The 17,453-nt window shown below is 43.2% G+C and carries 15 protein-coding genes; 6 read left to right on the top strand and 9 right to left on the bottom strand.

What is annotated here, in order from left to right:
* Positions 1-290: 290 nt before the first annotated feature.
* The gene (locus BJP34_RS02850) at positions 291-830 is read right to left on the bottom strand and encodes a hypothetical protein (protein ID WP_070391028.1); all 540 of its coding nucleotides are present in this window, start codon (positions 828-830) and stop codon (positions 291-293) included.
* On the opposite strand from BJP34_RS02850, the gene BJP34_RS38475 reads away from it, so the two are divergent.
* Positions 797-1,078 (top strand): hypothetical protein, encoded by a 282-nt coding sequence (locus tag BJP34_RS38475; protein ID WP_229424218.1) that lies wholly within the window; start codon positions 797-799, stop codon positions 1,076-1,078. The genes BJP34_RS02850 and BJP34_RS38475 overlap by 34 nt on opposite strands.
* Positions 1,079-1,325: 247 nt before the next feature.
* Here the strand turns inward: BJP34_RS38475 and BJP34_RS02845 are convergent, their stop codons facing one another.
* Positions 1,326-2,243 (bottom strand): ABC transporter substrate-binding protein, encoded by a 918-nt coding sequence (locus tag BJP34_RS02845; RefSeq protein ID WP_070391027.1) that lies wholly within the window; start codon positions 2,241-2,243, stop codon positions 1,326-1,328.
* 149 nt (positions 2,244-2,392) lie between these two features.
* Between BJP34_RS02845 and BJP34_RS02840 the strand changes: the two genes are divergently transcribed.
* On the top strand, positions 2,393-2,785 hold the full coding sequence (locus BJP34_RS02840) for a hypothetical protein (protein WP_070391026.1): 393 nt from the start codon (positions 2,393-2,395) through the stop codon (positions 2,783-2,785).
* A 331-nt stretch (positions 2,786-3,116) separates the two neighbouring features.
* Here the strand turns inward: BJP34_RS02840 and BJP34_RS02830 are convergent, their stop codons facing one another.
* The 3 genes from BJP34_RS02830 to BJP34_RS02820 all read right to left on the bottom strand — a co-directional run bounded on the left by BJP34_RS02830 (position 3,117) and on the right by BJP34_RS02820 (position 9,154).
* Positions 3,117-5,600, bottom strand: coding sequence for a hybrid sensor histidine kinase/response regulator (locus BJP34_RS02830; protein ID WP_070391025.1), 2,484 nt, complete (start codon positions 5,598-5,600; stop codon positions 3,117-3,119).
* A gap of 335 nt (positions 5,601-5,935) precedes the next feature.
* Positions 5,936-7,318: an ABC transporter substrate-binding protein gene (locus tag BJP34_RS02825; RefSeq protein WP_070391024.1), complete on the bottom strand. Its 1,383-nt coding sequence runs from the start codon at positions 7,316-7,318 to the stop codon at positions 5,936-5,938.
* Positions 7,319-7,855: 537 nt separating this feature from the next.
* A complete protein-coding gene (locus BJP34_RS02820) occupies positions 7,856-9,154 on the bottom strand; it encodes an RNA-guided endonuclease InsQ/TnpB family protein (protein WP_070391023.1) in 1,299 nt (432 codons plus the stop codon).
* Between the two features lie 66 nt (positions 9,155-9,220).
* Between BJP34_RS02820 and BJP34_RS46945 the strand changes: the two genes are divergently transcribed.
* On the top strand, positions 9,221-9,457 hold the full coding sequence (locus tag BJP34_RS46945) for a CopG family transcriptional regulator (protein WP_083304966.1): 237 nt from the start codon (positions 9,221-9,223) through the stop codon (positions 9,455-9,457).
* A 145-nt stretch (positions 9,458-9,602) separates the two neighbouring features.
* Here the strand turns inward: BJP34_RS46945 and BJP34_RS02810 are convergent, their stop codons facing one another.
* Entirely contained in the window at positions 9,603-11,252 is a 1,650-nt protein-coding gene (locus BJP34_RS02810; RefSeq protein ID WP_070391022.1) for a response regulator, read from the bottom strand.
* A 631-nt stretch (positions 11,253-11,883) separates the two neighbouring features.
* Between BJP34_RS02810 and BJP34_RS02805 the strand changes: the two genes are divergently transcribed.
* Positions 11,884-12,861 (top strand): 2-keto-4-pentenoate hydratase, encoded by a 978-nt coding sequence (locus tag BJP34_RS02805; protein WP_083304965.1) that lies wholly within the window; start codon positions 11,884-11,886, stop codon positions 12,859-12,861.
* Here BJP34_RS02805 and BJP34_RS35890 read toward each other — a convergent pair.
* Both BJP34_RS35890 and BJP34_RS02800 read right to left on the bottom strand, forming a co-directional pair.
* Positions 12,817-13,035, bottom strand: coding sequence for a hypothetical protein (locus tag BJP34_RS35890; RefSeq protein ID WP_229424217.1), 219 nt, complete (start codon positions 13,033-13,035; stop codon positions 12,817-12,819). The two genes, BJP34_RS02805 and BJP34_RS35890, sit on opposite strands and share 45 nt — an antisense overlap.
* Positions 13,036-13,061: 26 nt before the next feature.
* Positions 13,062-13,478 carry a DUF2809 domain-containing protein gene (locus BJP34_RS02800; protein ID WP_070391021.1) on the bottom strand — a complete coding sequence of 139 codons (417 nt, stop codon included), beginning with the start codon at positions 13,476-13,478 and terminating at the stop codon, positions 13,062-13,064.
* Between the two features lie 139 nt (positions 13,479-13,617).
* On the opposite strand from BJP34_RS02800, the gene dacB reads away from it, so the two are divergent.
* Both dacB and wecB read left to right on the top strand, forming a co-directional pair.
* Complete coding sequence (dacB, locus tag BJP34_RS02795; RefSeq protein WP_070391020.1) at positions 13,618-15,204, top strand: D-alanyl-D-alanine carboxypeptidase/D-alanyl-D-alanine-endopeptidase; 1,587 nt, start codon at positions 13,618-13,620, stop codon at positions 15,202-15,204.
* A 175-nt stretch (positions 15,205-15,379) separates the two neighbouring features.
* On the top strand, positions 15,380-16,570 hold the full coding sequence (gene wecB / locus BJP34_RS02790; protein WP_083304963.1) for a non-hydrolyzing UDP-N-acetylglucosamine 2-epimerase: 1,191 nt from the start codon (positions 15,380-15,382) through the stop codon (positions 16,568-16,570).
* A gap of 79 nt (positions 16,571-16,649) precedes the next feature.
* Here wecB and BJP34_RS02785 read toward each other — a convergent pair whose 3' ends face one another.
* Positions 16,650-17,426 (bottom strand): class I SAM-dependent DNA methyltransferase, encoded by a 777-nt coding sequence (locus BJP34_RS02785; RefSeq protein ID WP_083304962.1) that lies wholly within the window; start codon positions 17,424-17,426, stop codon positions 16,650-16,652.
* Between the last annotated feature and the right edge of the window lie 27 nt (positions 17,427-17,453).

The following is a 17,453-nucleotide window of genomic DNA, read 5'->3' as shown; positions in this document are numbered from 1 at the left end:
TGAGGGGGGGTACTACAAAGCGTTGATCACAACTGGGTTTTGACCCCTGTTAGGACTTACGCAAATCCCTCAATTTAACGCTACCTGTAGGGTGGGCAAGGTTTTGCCCACCCTACCCATGGATTGTGTGCGTAAGTCCTGCCTGTGATCAAGCTACAGGCTGTTGAGATATTGGCTGATATACCCACTCTAACTGCAAATATTGCCCTAAGAAAACCAGTTACTGTTCCTGAAGAGGGGGAACAGACCCTCAGTGGGGCAACAAAAGGGAGATTGACTAATACCTATGATCACTTCCAATCAGCAAAAATTTGTTTGATTTGTGCGATCGCTTGATTGCTAGCTTGCACCACAGACAAACCATCTACAACTATTGTTCTAATCGCTTTACCCCAAACATTCTGGGATTGTACTTCAGGGTAAATTGGGGTGAAGACTTGATAGGGTAGACGGGTCGTTTGTTGTAACTGCTTTAGAGCCACTGAAATATGGGGATCTGTTCCATCATTCCAGAATCGGTCTGGTAAAGCTTTAGGCAAAACAGAAACAAATCGCCCTTGAGAACCTTGGATGTATGTTTCCAGATTTTGTGGTTGTACCAAATAGGACAAGAAATCCTTAGCAACCTGCTTTTTATCCGATCTTTCCAACAGAATCACCTGCCCAATTGAAGGGATGGGTTTCATAGGCTCGACCTTTGGCTTGTTCGGCCATGGCACAGTAGCAAGTTGCTTGGTGTAAATTGCCTGATCTTGCCGTTGGGAACCGGGAATCGATAGGGATGGGTTAGCTGTCAGTGAAGTACCCCAACCTGCTTGACCTTTGGTCACGCTACGCGAACGCTGAGGTTGGGGCTTCCAACTCTCAACTCAAATCAGTGACGGTCTTATTCGTCTTATGGGTTTCCCGCTTCATCCGCCGATGCCTCAACCAGCGAACTGGAATTGGTCTTACTCAGCGTCCACAGGCAGACATCCGCCTTCCGCAGACGCAAACGTTTTACGACAGACTCACCTTGGAATTACGACTCTATGGTCAACCAGCCGGGGCAAGTCTCTTCCCGGAGACGAAACCTTAGAATAAGGCAGCCTTAATCATAAAGTTTTAACCCTTTTACCCATAGCCGACCAACCATAAAGGCTGCCTTATTCTTGCGGTAACTTCTGACCCTGATCTGGAGCTAGTACTTTGTACACCTAATGGTCTGAAAACTGATAGAGTATCAGACTTTTTGTACGGTAGCCTTTTAGTCAGTCAGGCGGGTCAGCAACCGCTTTTATTCTAACATAAATCGTGATGGTTTGTCATCACAAATTGTCGTCTCGCTATCCATCCCCACCCGTCGCAGGGGTGGGGAATTCCGCGAGTCTTGTTAAAGTAGTGCGGCTAAGAAAGGCAATATTATTATCAGTGTTTCCCCAATCCACTGCTTCCGGTGGTACCGTACCATTCTTATAGAAATTGGTATATTTCCCTAAGGCAGCGGTAATCCCCTGACGCACTTGGGGATGATCTAAAAGTAACCGACCATTGGGGTTGATCAGTTTGACATTGTAGGCTTCCAGGAAGTTTTCAAAAATGTCGAAGGTATCAGAAGCCTCGGACATGGGTAAACCAATACCATAAATAGTCTGTTGACCCTGGTGACGTAGTTGCTGTTGAGCGAAGTGCCAAAACTGCCAAAACCCTTGCCAATCCTTAGGAATCGCGTCTGGTGTCTTACCAATAGCTGCCAGTAAATCTTGCCAACAGTGAATGTAGACTGAATACTGCATTATCGGCACAGCATAGTAGCTGCGCTTCTTCGCCACATTGTTCAGATAACTAACACTGTGTAGAACACTGCCAGTGTATACCTTTTCCAGAGGTTCTACTACCTCAGAAACATCTGCCAATTGGTTGTTCCATGCTAGACGGGGGATGATCTGGGTATCCGCTTCAATACTATAGAAGATATCCGGAGGGTTGCCTGCTGCGATCGCATTATTGAGTTCCTTTAACGTATCTTTTTCAGATAAAAGGCTAAGCTCAACCTTAATTCCACTCTTTTGTGTCCACCTGGCGATGATTTCTTTGAGTGCATCAGTTTCCTCTGGATAATAACCCTGACTCCACCAGATGCGCAGCGAATTACTCCGGTTTATCGTAAATCCTTTGGTAGACTCAACTTGATTCTTACTACAGTCAGCTAACCCCAGACCAAATAAGAACAAGGATAGTCGAGTGAATTGGCGTCGCTGCATGATTCTTGAACCTCAAAACCGTTGTGCAGACATGACAACTCTACTCTTACCGATGAACCAATCGTGGTCATTTTGCCAAAGATCATAAGCCCCTAAGAGCACTATCCTTAAGGTGGACAAAAGTAGTTTTTTTCACGGACGTATGACCTATGGTGGACTATTTGATCGAAGCTACAAAACGCCCTTGGATGAGCATTTATTTAAGAATCCTCGCCTTTGTCTTTGCCTATGGCGCGATTGTCCACTTTAGTAATATAGCAGGTTTTGGTGAAATACCGTGGTTAGAAACACCTTTAACCTGGAGAATTGGCGATGTTTTTTATGGCATTGTCGATACAGCAGCAGTGATTGGACTTTGGCAGCGACAAGTGTGGGGCATTGGATTGTGTTTAGTGGGAATTCTCTCTCAGTTCATTATTTACACAGTTTTTATCGATTATTTTGCCTTCACCCCTGACCAAAGACAAACCATCTACGGTCTTTTGGGAACTGAAGCAATTTTAGTCCTGATATTGACTACATTATTATTGTTAAAAAAGTAATTTTTTTTGATAACTAAACAGTGTAAGCTATCAGCTATCAGCTATCAGCTATCAGTTATCAGCTATCAGCTATCAGCTATCAGCTATCAGCTATCAGCTATCAGTTATCAGCTATCAGCTATCAGCTATCAGCTATCAGCTATCAGCTATCAGCTAATGCGCTACGCGCATTAGCTTTGATGGGCAAATCCCCAGACTTGAAATTCTCATTAATATCTCAATCTTAAATTCTACCGTTCCCGTAGCGTGGCCATAGGCCTGCATAGGTTGATTTTAATCTGACTGCTGACTGCTGACTGCTGTTCGCGCAGCGTGCGCGTAGCGCATATGCTTACGACACCTCTTGATCAACCCACTCCAATTGTAAATACTTCTCCAATAATGCCAGTAATTTCTGCTCGTCAACTGGTTTCGGCAGAAAAGCATCACAGCCAAGTTTCTGAGTCTCTTTCTTGACAACATCCCAATTGTTAGCAGAGAAGGCAATAATTGGTACATGCTTCATTTCCGGTATCTGTCGTAGTTCCGGAATCATCGTGAAACCCGTTTTAAAAGGCATGAATAAATCCGTTAAAATCAGATCCGGTCCAATTACCCTGGCCAGCTCCAATGCTTGCTGAGCATTCTGGGCTAATACCACTTCAAAACCCAAAGGTTTCAGCATATTTAGCAATACCAAGCGATTTTCTGTTATGTCATCCACCACTAACAGTTTACGTCGTTTTCCTTTATAAATCAACCCTTTAACAGCAATAGCTGGTTCAGCTTTGGCAACAATATCTATCACAGGTAAGGTAACATCAAACCAAAATGTTGAACCTTGGTATAATTGACTTTTAACGTTTAGTGTACTTCCCATCAAGTTAACGATTTGCTGACTAATAGCTAAGCCCAAACCCGCTCCAGCTATCCGACGATCGGTATCCCCTACTTGTTCAAAGGGTTGGAATATTTTATCTAACTGTTGAGGACTAATTCCTATGCCAGTATCGATCACTTGAAAGCGGATCGTCCGAGAATCGATGTTATAATCTCCCCCTTGAATCCTGGTGTTGGAAGACTTCGATATTCCTAAGATAGGGTTTTGTTTCTCAATGACTCCAACCTTAAATGTGACATTACCTTGGTCAGTAAATTTAACTGCATTACCTAATAGATTGAGTAAAATCTGTCGTAACCGTTTCTGATCGACCTTAACCCCTGTGGGTAGGTTACCTTGAGTTTTATAGTTAAACAAGATATTTTTTTCATTAGCTCCCATGCGGATAATACCAACTACCCCTTCCAAGAAGCTTGGAAAATGAACGTCACTGGGGTACAGTTCCATCTTACGGGCTTCGATTTTAGAGAAGTCTAAGAGATCGTTAATTAGGGTTAATAGATAGGTTCCACTTTGCTCTATAATTTTTAAACCCTGTATTTGCTGGTCTCTTAAATTGCGATCGCTCATTGGGGTGCTGCCCTTCACCCCATCGTCTTGGATAGCAACTTTAGCTGTATCGCGCTGGAGAATTCTGGCATAGCCTAAGATGCTATTAAGGGGAGTGCGCAATTCATGGCTGATGTTAGCTAAAAATTGGCTTTTAGCTTGGTTAGCAACTTCCGCAGCTTCTTTAGCTTTCCCTAATTCGGCAGTACGTTCTTGCACTCGGATTTCTAAACCCTGATTCGTTCTCTCTAGGGCCGTAAAAGAATCCTGCAATTGCTGTGCCATCTGGTTAAATGACCGAGCCAACACACCAGTTTCATCGTCACTCAACACAGGAGCTTTATGGTTTAGATTGCCACTAGCTACCTGAATAGCTGCCTCTGTGATTGCCCGAATCGGTTTAGTAATCTGGCTTGATAGTAGATAAACTGCCACTAACAGTACTCCAGTAGAACTCAATCCAATCAGCACAATGTTCCCAGCTAGCCGACGAGCGGGAGTAAAAGCTTCTTGCTGAGAGATCTCAGCTAGTAACGCCAGGTTCTGTTTCTCCAACCAGTGATACACACCGATAACAGGTATCCCATCGTAATTGCGATAAAGCCCAGCACTATTTTTTCCTTGGGTAGCGCTATCAATACCCAAACTACTAATTCCGTTAGAGTATTTTTGATTCTCAAACTGAGCTGAGGCGATGAATATATTTTTTCGTTCCAATCGACCGACTAGATAGGTTTCGCCACTTTCACCTAAGCCAGTACGGTCTCGAATTAGGTTATCAACTTCTTGAAGATCGAGAGTAATGGAAATCACTCCCATACGCTTACCGGATTGGTTAAACAGTGGAGTGGCAAAGGTGATGGCTGTTTTGCCTGTTTGCGAAGAGCTATAAAACGTTGGCTTAATGTCCGTTTGCTCTGGGGTAAAGTAAGTGGTAGTCGCACCAAGGGGTTGATAGTTGCCCTCCAGGGTTTTGTTAGTTGAGAAAATGATAATCCCACCAGTTGTGAGCAGGGAAATTTCTCGTAGATTAGGCTTAATGGCAGCTAAATCAGTCAGGTATTCTGAAATGCTATGATAGGCGATTTGGTAATCTTTTGACCGGGTTTGAGACCTTTTGCTGCTGAGCAAGACCTCGGCTTGTCTTCGGATTTCTGGTAACTGAGCCGATAACAGGACATCTTGGCGCTGATTGTTAAACCATTGATTGAGTTCAGCAGATTTAATAGACACAGCAACACTGAGTCGATCAAAGACAGATTGTTTGAGAGCTTTCCTAGCTAAAATATAAGCAGTAATTGCTACAATGCTTACTGTAACAACTGATAAAAGTGAAAAGTAAGTGACCAGCTTTGATAGTAACGTTTTTTGAGTTAATTTGATCATAACAATGAGAATAAGCGCGATAATTTATATTTTCGCATAAAATTAATTATTTGTATTTATTAAACTATTAACAGTCAGCTATAGCAATTCTCAGCGACGTTTGAGCGACATTGCTTATGCTTTTAAGGCAAAAGGCATGCATGCTATAAAGATGGTTTTAAGGGATGCAGCGCCACGCTGCATCGCTTTATCATAACACCAAAAAACCCTCGGATATCTTGACTACTGTTACCTGTTACCTGTTCCCTGTGCCCGTTTTTTATGAATCCTATGTTCAAAATTAAAGTAAAAATGCTATAACAAGCATTGTGATAACGAAGAAGCTAACTAATTTTCTACCAATTAGAAAAAATTTTATTGATTTTATCAATAGCTCGATTAGTAGCTTGCTTAATTGACAAATTATCCACCACAATTTTTCTAATCACTTCACCCCAAACATTTTGAGCAGCTACTTCACTATAAGCTGGATTTAACACTTGATAAGCTGGTCGGGTGTGTTTTAACTGCTGTAGCGCCACAGAAATATGAGGATCACTGGGATTTTTCCAAAAGGGTTTTTCAAACAGTTTTGGCATCACAGGTAAGTATCGACCCTGAGACCCTTCTGTGTAGGCTTGTAAGTTTTGCGGTTGTGCCAAATATGAGATAAAATTCTTGGCATACTCCTGTTTTTTGGACGCTTTAAAGAGAATGACCTGTTTGATCTCTACGATGAATCTCATCAGTTCCCCACTAGGTTTATTTGGCCACTTAACTGTAGAAAGTTGCTTGGTGTAAATTTCGGGATCTTGTCGTTGGGAACCTGGAACTGAGAGAGTATGATTGACCGTCATCAGGCTAGTGCGGCTGAGTAACGTTACATTGTTGCCTGTATTATCCCAATCTACGGCATCCGGTGGCACATTCTTATTGATATAAAAACTGGTATATTTCCTGAGAGCAGCCTCAATGCCTTGCTTAACTTGGGGGTCGTCTAAGCGTAATTTGCCATTGTTATCAATTAGTTTGACATTATAGGCTTCTAGAAATTGCTCAAAATTGTTGTAGGTATCTAAGCTCATGGACATAGGCATGCCGATACTATACATATTGGGATAACTGCTCTGACGCAACTGTCCCTGAACCTGCTGCCAAAACCGCCAAAATCCCTGCCAATCTCTGGGAATTGCCCCCTTTGCCTGACCAATCTCGGTCAGGATGTCTTGCCAGTAGTGAATATGAATGGCTGATTGCATAATTGGTACAGCATAGTAGCTACGTTTTTTAGCAACTTTGTTTTGATAATTGACTCCGGCAAGAACCCCTTCACTGTACCAGTTTTTCAGAGGCTCTATCACATCAGACACATCGACTAGTTGGTTATTCCATGCTAGACGGGGAATAATGGTCAAGTCTGCTACCCCTGCATAGAAAATATCAGGAGGATTACCTGATGCGATCGCACTCTCGATTTCTTTGAGAATATCCTTCTGAGGTATGATGACTAATTTAACTTTAATCCCACTTTTTTGTTCCCACTGGTCGATGATTTTCCGTAGTGCATCCGTTTCTTCTGGATAAAAACCCTGTTGCCACCAGATGCTAAGTGTTTTAGGTGTGTCAAAGGTTGATGATTGTCTTGATGATTGTCTTGATGATTGGGAATTGTGAGTACAGTTAGCCAATCCCAAACCGAGGAAAAACCAAGGGAGTTGATTGAATTCCCGTCGTCGCATAAGTCTTTAACCGTTACACTTATCAAGTCCGTTAGTATGATATTATCCAGTAATGTGTGAATAAACCTCTTGCAAAAGTATTTTTCTGATAGTGTTTGCGTCAATTATTGGGTGCATCTCACTTTTGCCTAATTTCATGGATGGAGATGAACCCATTCCTACTCCCTACTCCCTACGCCCTACTCCCTACGCCCTACTCCCTACTCCCTACTCCCATTAACCCAAGACGAAAGTACTTCACCCAATTGAAAACTCAACTAGTATAGTGAGTAATGGGTAATAGGTAATGAATAATAGGTAATCCTAAAGGAGTAATCACAATTACCTAATACCTAATACCTATTCCCAAAACGTTACAATACCGCTCCTCCCGGACATGAGAGGATTTGGTCTTATACCATTTTTAAAAATCCCTGACTGACTTAATCAATCTCGAAAAAGTGAAACATTAAAGGGCAAAGGATATAATCACAGGGCTTTTCCCTTTCCCTATTGCCCTTTCCCCCTATCCTTGATCTCTGTGTTGAGTGACAGCTCCTACACTGACCTTACAGGTTCAGTGTAGGCTTCCCAGCCAATCCGGGTATCCCTTAGGAGGCGCTGGGCTTTAAGAACGGACTGCCCTTCCGCTCTATTTTTTATGTTTATTGCCGCATTGTGTTCGCGTAGCGTCGGCTTCGCCGAATCACGATTGGCCGTAGGCCACGCTACGCGAACAAGACTGCATCCACAATGGGGACAATCATGCCAACGGATATGCAGCTTTTTAGGTACTTTTTTGCGACAACTGGAACAATTCTGCGAAGTATTTCGGGCACTTACTGGGATCGTTAACAAGCCAGCATTGTCGGCTTTGCTTGATAAGATTGTCAGAAAGCTTGACCAACCGGCGTCTAAAACAGACTTAGCCAATCGGGTTTTAGTTAGTCCCTTGACGTTTAATTTTTCGTGAGCAATTACATCATATTTTGAGAGTAGATAGTTTGCTGTTTTAAAATGGAAGTCTTTCCGCTTGTCAGCAACTTTTTTGTGTTGTATTCCAAGTTGCTTAATAGCCTTGAGCCGATTTTTTCCTCCCTTCTTCCTTCGAGATACTCGTTTTTGTATTACTTTTAAGCGTTTTTGCGCTTTTCGGTAATATTGAGGAGTCTTAATAGTTTCCCCTTCGGAAGTAGTTAAAAATTCTTTAAGTCCAACGTCAATACCGATGATTGAGCGAGGATTAATGTCAGCCTTGGTTTCAGGAATTGTTTTGTCTTCTAGGGACAAAACCAAATAGTAGCCATCACACTTTTTAGTTACTGAGGCTGTTTTTATTTTGAACCCATTCGGCGTAGCCGACGCTTCGCGAACAGGAATGGGGCGGTGTAAGACAATTTTGACTTTTCCTATTTTAGGCAAATCAATCAATTCACCTTGCAAGCACCCCTCTTTCATTTGGGGATAAGTAAAGGTGCGATAACGGTGTCTCTTTTTGAATCTGGGTCTGCCGCTTCTATTTCCGTTTTTGTCTCCCTTGATGAATCGATCAAAAGCTAACTTAACCCTTTTGACAGCATCCTGAAGTACTTGGGAATGAATTTCCTTGTACCAAGGACGAGCCTTTTTGAGATCGGGTAAAGTCTTTTTCTGGCTGTAATAATCTGGATTATCTCTTAGCTCCGGAAGATGACAGACGAGGGAGCAAGCATAAATAGAACACCGATTTTGTTCATACCAAGAGAATCGGTCTGCTAGCAAGTAATTGTACTGAGCACAAAGCATCGACAACCAATTATCTATGATAGCTTTTTGTGCTTTTGTCGGCTTTAACCGGTATTGATATGCAGTCCTCATTTGACTTGCTTCCTCGGCTTTTAGACCTATAAGAATAACACATGTACGGCCACATGGCAAGGGAAAATGAAAAACAAAAAATTAACAATTCGAGTTACCGATTTTGAAAGAAGGCAATTGGAACAAGAAGCGAATAGACGTGGAATGACTCAATCCGAGTTGATCAGGAGTTTGATAGCTCGCTTCCCTGTTCGCGTAGCGGAGGCCAAAGGCCACGCTAAAAGCGAACGGCTTTGCCGAATCCAAAAGACCCTGTCCGCGATTCATCCCTGGAGACGAAACCTTAGGATAGTGGAGCCTTAATCAAAAAGTTTTAACCCTTTTACCCATAACCGACTAACCATAAAGGCTCCACTATCCTTACGGTAACTTTAAACACTCATGGCGTAGCATTGAGATGTGGGGCTTCTCGCGGGTTCAAGCTAAAGAAAATTAGTCTTAGAGTACGTTACTCATCAACCCACTGCAATTGCAATAGCTGCTCCAACAAACCAAGTAACCTATCCTGGTCAATGGGTTTCGCTAGAAAACCTTCACAGCCCAGCATCTGACTCTGCTTCTGGACTATGTCAAAAGTACGGGCTGAAAGAGCAATGATCGGCACATTTTTCAGATCAGGTATTTCCCGCATTTCTGGCACCATGGTAAAAGCAGTTTTGACCGGCATGAATAAATCAGTCAAAATCAGATCGGGTAGGATGGTTATGGCGACATCCAATCCCTGCTGACCATTGTCTGCGGTTACCACCTCAAAGCCTAACGGTTCAAGCATATTAAGTAATACCAACCGATTTTCTTTGTTATCATCCACCACTAGCAATTTGCGTCGTTTTCCGTGGTAACCCATCACTTGACCAGCAATATTCCGTTTAGCTTCGGTAACTTTAACCACAGGTAAGGCAACATCAAACCAAAACATTGAACCCTTACTTAACTCACTTTTAACGTTTAGTTGGCTTCCCATAAATTCCACCAACTGCCGAGATATGGCTAAGCCTAAGCCGGTTCCAGCTGCCCGATATTTGCTATCCCCCGTTTGTTCAAAGGGTTGGAAGATATTCTCTAATTGTTGAGGGCTAATTCCTATCCCGGTATCAATGATCTCAAAGCAAATCCTCCGATGTTGGATTTGGGAATATTGCTCCTGATCAACGGAGTTATGGTTTTGGTCTTCAATCACTCCAACATTGAAAGTTACGTTGCCTTGGTCGGTAAATTTTACTGCATTGTCTAACAAGTTTATCAGTACCTGTCGGAGCCGTTTCTCATCTGCCTTAACACCAGTCGGCAAGTTACTTTTTTGTTGAAATCTCAACACAATATCTTTTTCAGTAGCTCGCATGCGGATGATTCCCACAACTTCTTCTAAGAAGGTTGGTAAATTAAATTCTGTGGGATACAGTGCCATTTTCCCAGCTTCGATTTTGGATAAGTCTAAGATATCGTTGATCAAAGTCAAGAGATGGCTACCGCTTTTCTGAATAATTTTTAAGCCTTCGAGTTGCTTGGGGGTTAAATTTCGTTCACCTTTGGAAGCGGCTTTAGCCGCATCACGTTGGAGAATTTGAGCATATCCTAGAATACCATTGAGGGGAGTACGGAGTTCATGACTCATGTTAGCTAGGAATTCACTTTTAGCTTGGTTAGCTACTTCTGCTTTTTGTTTAGCGTCTTGGAGATAGGCGTTTTGTTCAGCGAGGGTTTTTGTCAAAAAATTTAGTTTCAAATGGAGCCTGACTCTAGCTAATACCTCTTCTTGTTCAAAGGGTTTTGGGATATAGTCTACTGCTCCTAAGGATAATCCTTTTATTTTATGGTTTATATCAGCAAACGCTGTCATAAAAATTATTGGAATATCTTGGGATTTGGGATTATTCTTGAGCTGTTTACAGGTTTCAAATCCATCAATACCTGGCATATTTACATCTAATAATATGAGATCAGGTGGTTCATACTCTACTTGTTCAATAGTTCCTTCACCATCCATTTCTACTCTTACTTGAAACCCAGCACTTTCCAAAGTTTTGTAGAGAACTGATAAATTATTGGGATTATCATCAACGATTAAAACTGTTCCAGTGTTTGGTGATTGGTTCATTGTTACTTATTGATATATTTCCTAATCGCCAAGGTATGAGAGTAAGTCCGGAGATGCGCTCTTACCATTAAGAATTAAATTCGCGTGATTGTCGCACCTCTTAATCACTTCGTATTCAGGAAAATTGTGACTTGTTACTTATTACTCGTTACTTGTTACTTATTACTCGTTACTTGTTACTTGTTATTTTGTAGTGCAAGCATGTTGCTAGCTGACTATAGGCTAGTCAGCGAGACCCTCACACTCCAGTTACAGATTTGGGATGTTCCGAGATCAGTGTTCCACCGGACATGATCTGACTTGGAGTAATAATCTCTTGAAGCTGATCCTCGAAGACAGGGAATGGGATTTCCCGTTGACGGCTGAGTGTATTCAGTCAACCGTTAACAGTTAACCGTCAACACTACCGATTGCTGATTAGCTCGCCGACAGTCGAGATCAACTAGTGTATTGATTCAGTGATGGGATAAGCTGAAATCATCCCCCCTTTGTCTAGGCTTTTGTCTAGACTTTTCTATACGCTTATGGTTACCTCCTCTTGGTCGTAAATTCTCTATATGTATACTTCCCCTTCTTTAACTCATAAGTAACACCAAAAAATGGAAGTGAAGCAATTTTCGGCTCTTGAGTTATGCCAAATGCTTTGAATCCTGAAAACAGCTCTAGCAACACCATGCAAGATATCAAATCTATTTCCCTAGCAATTGTACTATTGGCTTCGGTTCTATATCTGCCAAGCTGCAACCTCACTGGGGCTAATAACAACTCCAAGTCAACTAGTAGCTCTCCTACTAAAGTTTTAGACCAAACCCCTGATGGTCGTCGTGTGGTGGAGGAATTGACAACTAGCTATCTCAACAAAACCCCAGCTAGGGCAGTTGCGACTCAGCTAAGCGTTGAACAAGCTCAGGCTTTGCAAGACCAATTTGTACAACAGTTGAGCTCTAGTTTAGGAAACGTTGTAGGTTACAAAGCCGGACTGACTAATCCTGCTGCTCAAGAGCGCTTCAAAGTCTCTGAACCCATACGAGGTGTACTTCTCGAAAAGATGTTGCTCAACAGTGGAGCGGTTGTCCCTGCTAACTTCGGCACTCGACCTGTATATGAAGGAGACTTAATGGTTAGAGTTGGTAGCCAAGAGATTAATAATGCTACTACCCCTAAAGAAGCATTAGCTGCTCTTGATGCCGTCATTCCCTTCATGGAACTACCAGATTTAGTTTATGATCCAAAAGTGAGTCTTGATGGCACTGCTTTGGTAGCAATTAACGTCGGTGCTCGCTTGGGAGTTTTAGGAACACCGATTCCTTTATCTGCTACCCCTGATTGGGAAGAACGATTAAAAAATATAAAGATTGTAATGGTAGATAAGGCTGGTAATGAGTTAGCTGTTGGTAAAAGTAGTGCTTTATTAGGGAATCCCTTACAGGTAGTACTTTGGTTAAAAGATTCTTTGAAGGCATCAGGTAAAGTTTTGAAGAAAGGCGATTTACTGTCTTTAGGCTCCATGACTCCTCTAGTTCCTGTTAAATCGGGAACTACTATTCGTGCTCAATATATTGGATTAGATCCAAAAGGAAAGGTAGAAATATCGGTTAGTTTTGAGTAATATCATGTCCGGTATAATAAAGGGAATAGGGAGTAGGGAGTAGGGAGTAGGGAGTAGGGAGTAGGGAGTAGGGAGTAGGGAGTAGGGAGTAGGGAGTAGCGATGTATCGCTTTTACAATTAGGAAAAAAGTCTAAGAAACTTCCCATACTTCCCACACTTCCTAGACTTCCCATTCTTTTTTACAAATATGAGATGCACCCTATCTGATCAGTTTCCGAAACTGCGAGATTTGCCGTAACCATAGCCAACCTAAGACGCTGCCAATGGCATAATAAAGGAAATCCCACCATACAAAGGTAGTTCCTAAGAGGAATTTACCGATTAAGGAAGCACGAATCGGTGCTAATAGAGGGGTTTGCCAAAGTTGTAAGAATTCTAGGGCACAGGTAGCGCTAAAAACTCCTAAGGTAATTCGGGTTATTGCTTGGCGATTGGGGATAATAAAAAATATTAATAAACACCAAAAAATTTCATACAAAATAGCACCAGAGTAGTCATGAACCCATTTTTCTCCAAGACCAGAGTAATACTTGGAAAGAATCCCTAATGGTGTAATAATCAATAGAGAAAGGATGATCAGCCAGCGTTGAGGAGTAATTTTTAATAGTTTAGTCATTAACGGATTAGACAAATGATTTGAGTGCTGAGGGCGTCAGTGGGTCAGTTGTGAGTTGCGGCAGGAAACAGGCAAGATGCCCGTTCCACGCCTGATGCCCGTACGTCAGTTATGAGTTGTGAGTAATGAGTTGTGAGTAATGCCAAATCCCTTACATCGATGGGGAAAACCAATAACTTTGCTGCTGTTATGGTTAGCTGTACAGTTAGTCATCAAGCAAAGGGTGATGGCGACACCGGCAGCAGTTGAAGTAGTTGAGAAACCGGAATCCTTTGGAGACAAGATTTGTCCTGCTGACTTAACTACAGCCATTGATGCCATAATCAGTCGTCCCGAATTTATGCGATCGCGTTGGGGCATTTTGATTCAACCCTTAGCCGACTCAGCTCCCCTCTACAGTCTTGAATCAGAACGTTTCTTTATTCCAGCATCCAATATCAAACTCTTTACCACAGCAGCAGCGTTACGTGAACTAGGTGAGCAATACCGGATTCGCACACCGGTTTATGGTACTGGCACTAGCCCCTATTTGACGTCCTTACGGATTGTGGGACAAGCAGACCCAAGCGTAACCAATACCCAGTTAACAGATTTGGCACAACAACTAAAGCGTCAAGGGGTGAGGTGGGTGCAACAGTTAATTGTAGAAGATGGCTATACTCCCTATGGTATTATCAATCCAACCTGGGAGTGGAGCGATAGTTATCTATACTATGGCGCTTCAGTTAATCGACTTATTCTCAATCAAAATACTGTCGGACTAACCCTATTGCCCCAACAGCCTGGTAAACAATTGCGCGTTAGTTGGAGTGATTCCATAGCGGCTAGACAGTGGCGTGTGGATAATCGTGCTGTTACGGGTAAGGCCGGAATACCATACTCAGTGGAAATAATGGGAGTTTTAGGTGAGCCGGTGTTAGTGATTAACGGTCAACTGGCAGCAGATGCTGCACCAGACTTCTGGGGGTTAGCAGTTCGCGACCCAGCCCATTATTTCCTGGAGTCTTTCCGCCGTATCCTCGAAGCTGAGGGAATTGCTGTGATCAAGGCATTGGTGAAAGACAGTTCAGCTGAGATGGTCAGATCATCAGATCAGGGGATGGGAAGAGAGGTTAATAATAGATTTCGTTCTAATGTTAATAATACAGAAATAACCAATACACAAACAACCAGAGAGTTGGCAGCAGTAGAATCTCTTCCCTTAGCGCTATTGTTAAAGGAAATCAATCAGCACAGTAATAATTTGTATGCTGAGGCATTATTGCACCAACTGGAAACAGAGGTGGGGAGTGAGTCTAGCGCTAAGTTGGGTCTGGTAGCGGTTCAACAGAGCTTAACAGAGTTAGGGGTTGACCCAAAAAGCTATAGTCTGGCTGATGGGTCTGGGTTATCTCGCCATAATTTAGCTAGTCCGTTTGCGATCGCACAAACTCTGAGACTGATGGCACAAACCCCATTAGCTCAGGTTTATCGAGAATCCTTGGCTACGGCTGAGGTTAGTGGAACTTTACGCGATCGCTTTCGTGATACCGCAGCTGTTGGTAAGCTCCAGGCCAAGACTGGTACATTAAGTGGTGTCTCAGCCTTATCCGGCTATCTTGATATTCCTGACTATAAAACCTTGGTACTTAGTATTCTGGTAAATCAATCTGACCAATCTGTTACTACACTCTATCGTGCTATTGATGAAATTGTTCTATTATTGACTCGCTTGGGTTATTGCTAAGTGTTGAGTGTTGAGGGGTAGCAACGGTTGAACATTTTTCGCAGCCCTTCCCTCCCTCCCCGCGCCCGGTTTTCCCACGCCCGCTGACTCGCGCGCCCTACTCCCTATTCCCTATTCCCTATTCCCGCGCAACCCAGAACGAAAGTACTTCAGCCAATTGAGAAATGCTGTAATTATGAAACCCCTGGAAATTCCCCCAGACCCTACACCCAAGACCCTAAACCAGGGTTCAACCAAGTCTCCAATTCAAATCTGTATCACATTAGGGACTCGTCCCGAGGCAATTAAGTTAGCTCCGGTGATTCTTCAGTTCCAACGCTCTGGGAAATTTAAGACTCAGGTAGTGTTAACGGGTCAGCATCGGGAAATGGTAGACCAGGTAATGCAGATGTTTGACCTGAGGGCGGATCGGGATCTAGAAATTATGCAGCCCAAGCAAACTCTGACGGATATTACTTGTCTTAGTTTACGGGGGTTAGAGGAGTTATTTCAGGAATTGCAGCCCCAGTTGGTAGTTGTGCAGGGTGATACAACTACCGCCTTTGCTGCGGCCTTGGCAGCGTTTTACCAACGTATCCCCGTGGGTCATGTAGAGGCGGGATTGCGCACCAATGATTTGTTTAATCCCTATCCAGAGGAAGCGAATCGACGGCTGATTTCTCAAATTACTCAATTACATTTTGCCCCAACTCCCCTGGCAGTAGAGCATTTGCAGAGGTCTGGGGTGACTGGCGCAATTCATAAAACTGGGAATACGGTGATTGATGCCCTGTTGATGGTGGCTGAGCGGGAACCAGTGTGTGAGGTTCCGGGTTTAGATTGGGAAGGATACCGGACGATTTTGGCAACGGTACACCGTCGGGAAAATTGGGGGAAACCACTGGAGGATATAGCCCAGGGGTTCCTGCAGATTTTAGATAAGTTCCCAGATACAGCCTTATTGTTACCTCTCCATCGCAATCCTACGGTCAGGGAACCCCTAAGGGCAATGTTAGGTGACCATGAGCGGGTATTTTTAACAGAACCACTGGATTATGTGGAATTGGTAGCAGCGATGCAACGGTGTTATTTAGTGATGACTGATTCTGGCGGATTGCAGGAGGAAGCACCAAGTTTGGGTAAACCAGTGCTGGTATTGCGTAAGACCACGGAACGACCGGAAGCGATCGCAGCTGGGACTGGTAAGTTGGTAGGAACCGACCCGGAACAGATGGTAGGGGCGGCAAGTTTGTTATTGAGTGATTCAGTAGCTTATCAGGGGATGGCAAATGCCATTAATCCCTTTGGGGATGGTCGTGCGGCGGAGCGCATAGTAAAGATTGTGGAGGATTACTTTGGTTGTAATCCCCCAGTTATTGGGCAATAACCGGTTTGTCTGCATATTAGCTTCCCGGTTAGCCGAATTTTATATAGGTTTCCCTGTCAGGATGACAACCCAAGTAAGTCTATTCAAGTGAGTCTATTAAGGAGAGCGGAACATCAGAATTTTTTTTGCCCCCTAGCGCAAAGTAATAGAGCTTTTCGCCTTCGAGGGAGAACCGATGGCGATACCTTTTCAGATGATAGAGATCCAAAAATTCCGAGAAGATTAGTTTCCGAATGAGCTGTGAAAATCCAGAATTATCACTTGAATCAAGGAAGGTTTCTTTGATATTAAAGGAAACCCAGGCATTTTCGCTAATTACATTGAAGGCTTCCAAGAAAGCCTTTGCTGGTATGTCACCGAACCCAAGTGCTGCTACTGAAACCAGGCAGTTAGGTGACCAAGAATTGAGTTGATCACGATCTTTATCACTGAGATTGCAGAAATCCATCACATAGAATTCATCGTAGATTCCGGGACGATCTCGCTCAGTGGCAGCCTGAGCTTCCGGAATAATATCAACTCCGATGAGCCGTGAGACTCCGTGTTGTTTGAGCTTTTCACCAACTATCCCGTTTCCTGCCCCAAGATCAAGTACCCTAAGCTCGTTGAGGCTCTGGTCCCCTTGAGAGACGGAAGACTGCAGGATATCCACTACAATTGACGGAGACTGGCACTTCAAACGCTCATATACAACCTGCTCGTATAATTCAGGAACTGCGAAGATCCGGTCATAGTCATGTAGACGGATCTTCTCCCTGGATTCTCCATTAACAAGGTAAAAATAGACTTGATCTTGGCCAAGCTCTCGAACATTTGTAGGTGGAAATTGGATTTTATGCTTGATTTTCACTTTCATTCAATATTCCTTTTAGTTTGAACCCAG

It is taken from the genome of Moorena producens PAL-8-15-08-1 (genome assembly GCF_001767235.1).
Taxonomy (GTDB): Bacteria; Cyanobacteriota; Cyanobacteriia; order Cyanobacteriales; family Coleofasciculaceae; genus Moorena; species Moorena producens_A.
Note: the sequence above shows the minus strand (reverse complement) of the source record. Positions and strands in the feature narration are given on the sequence as shown.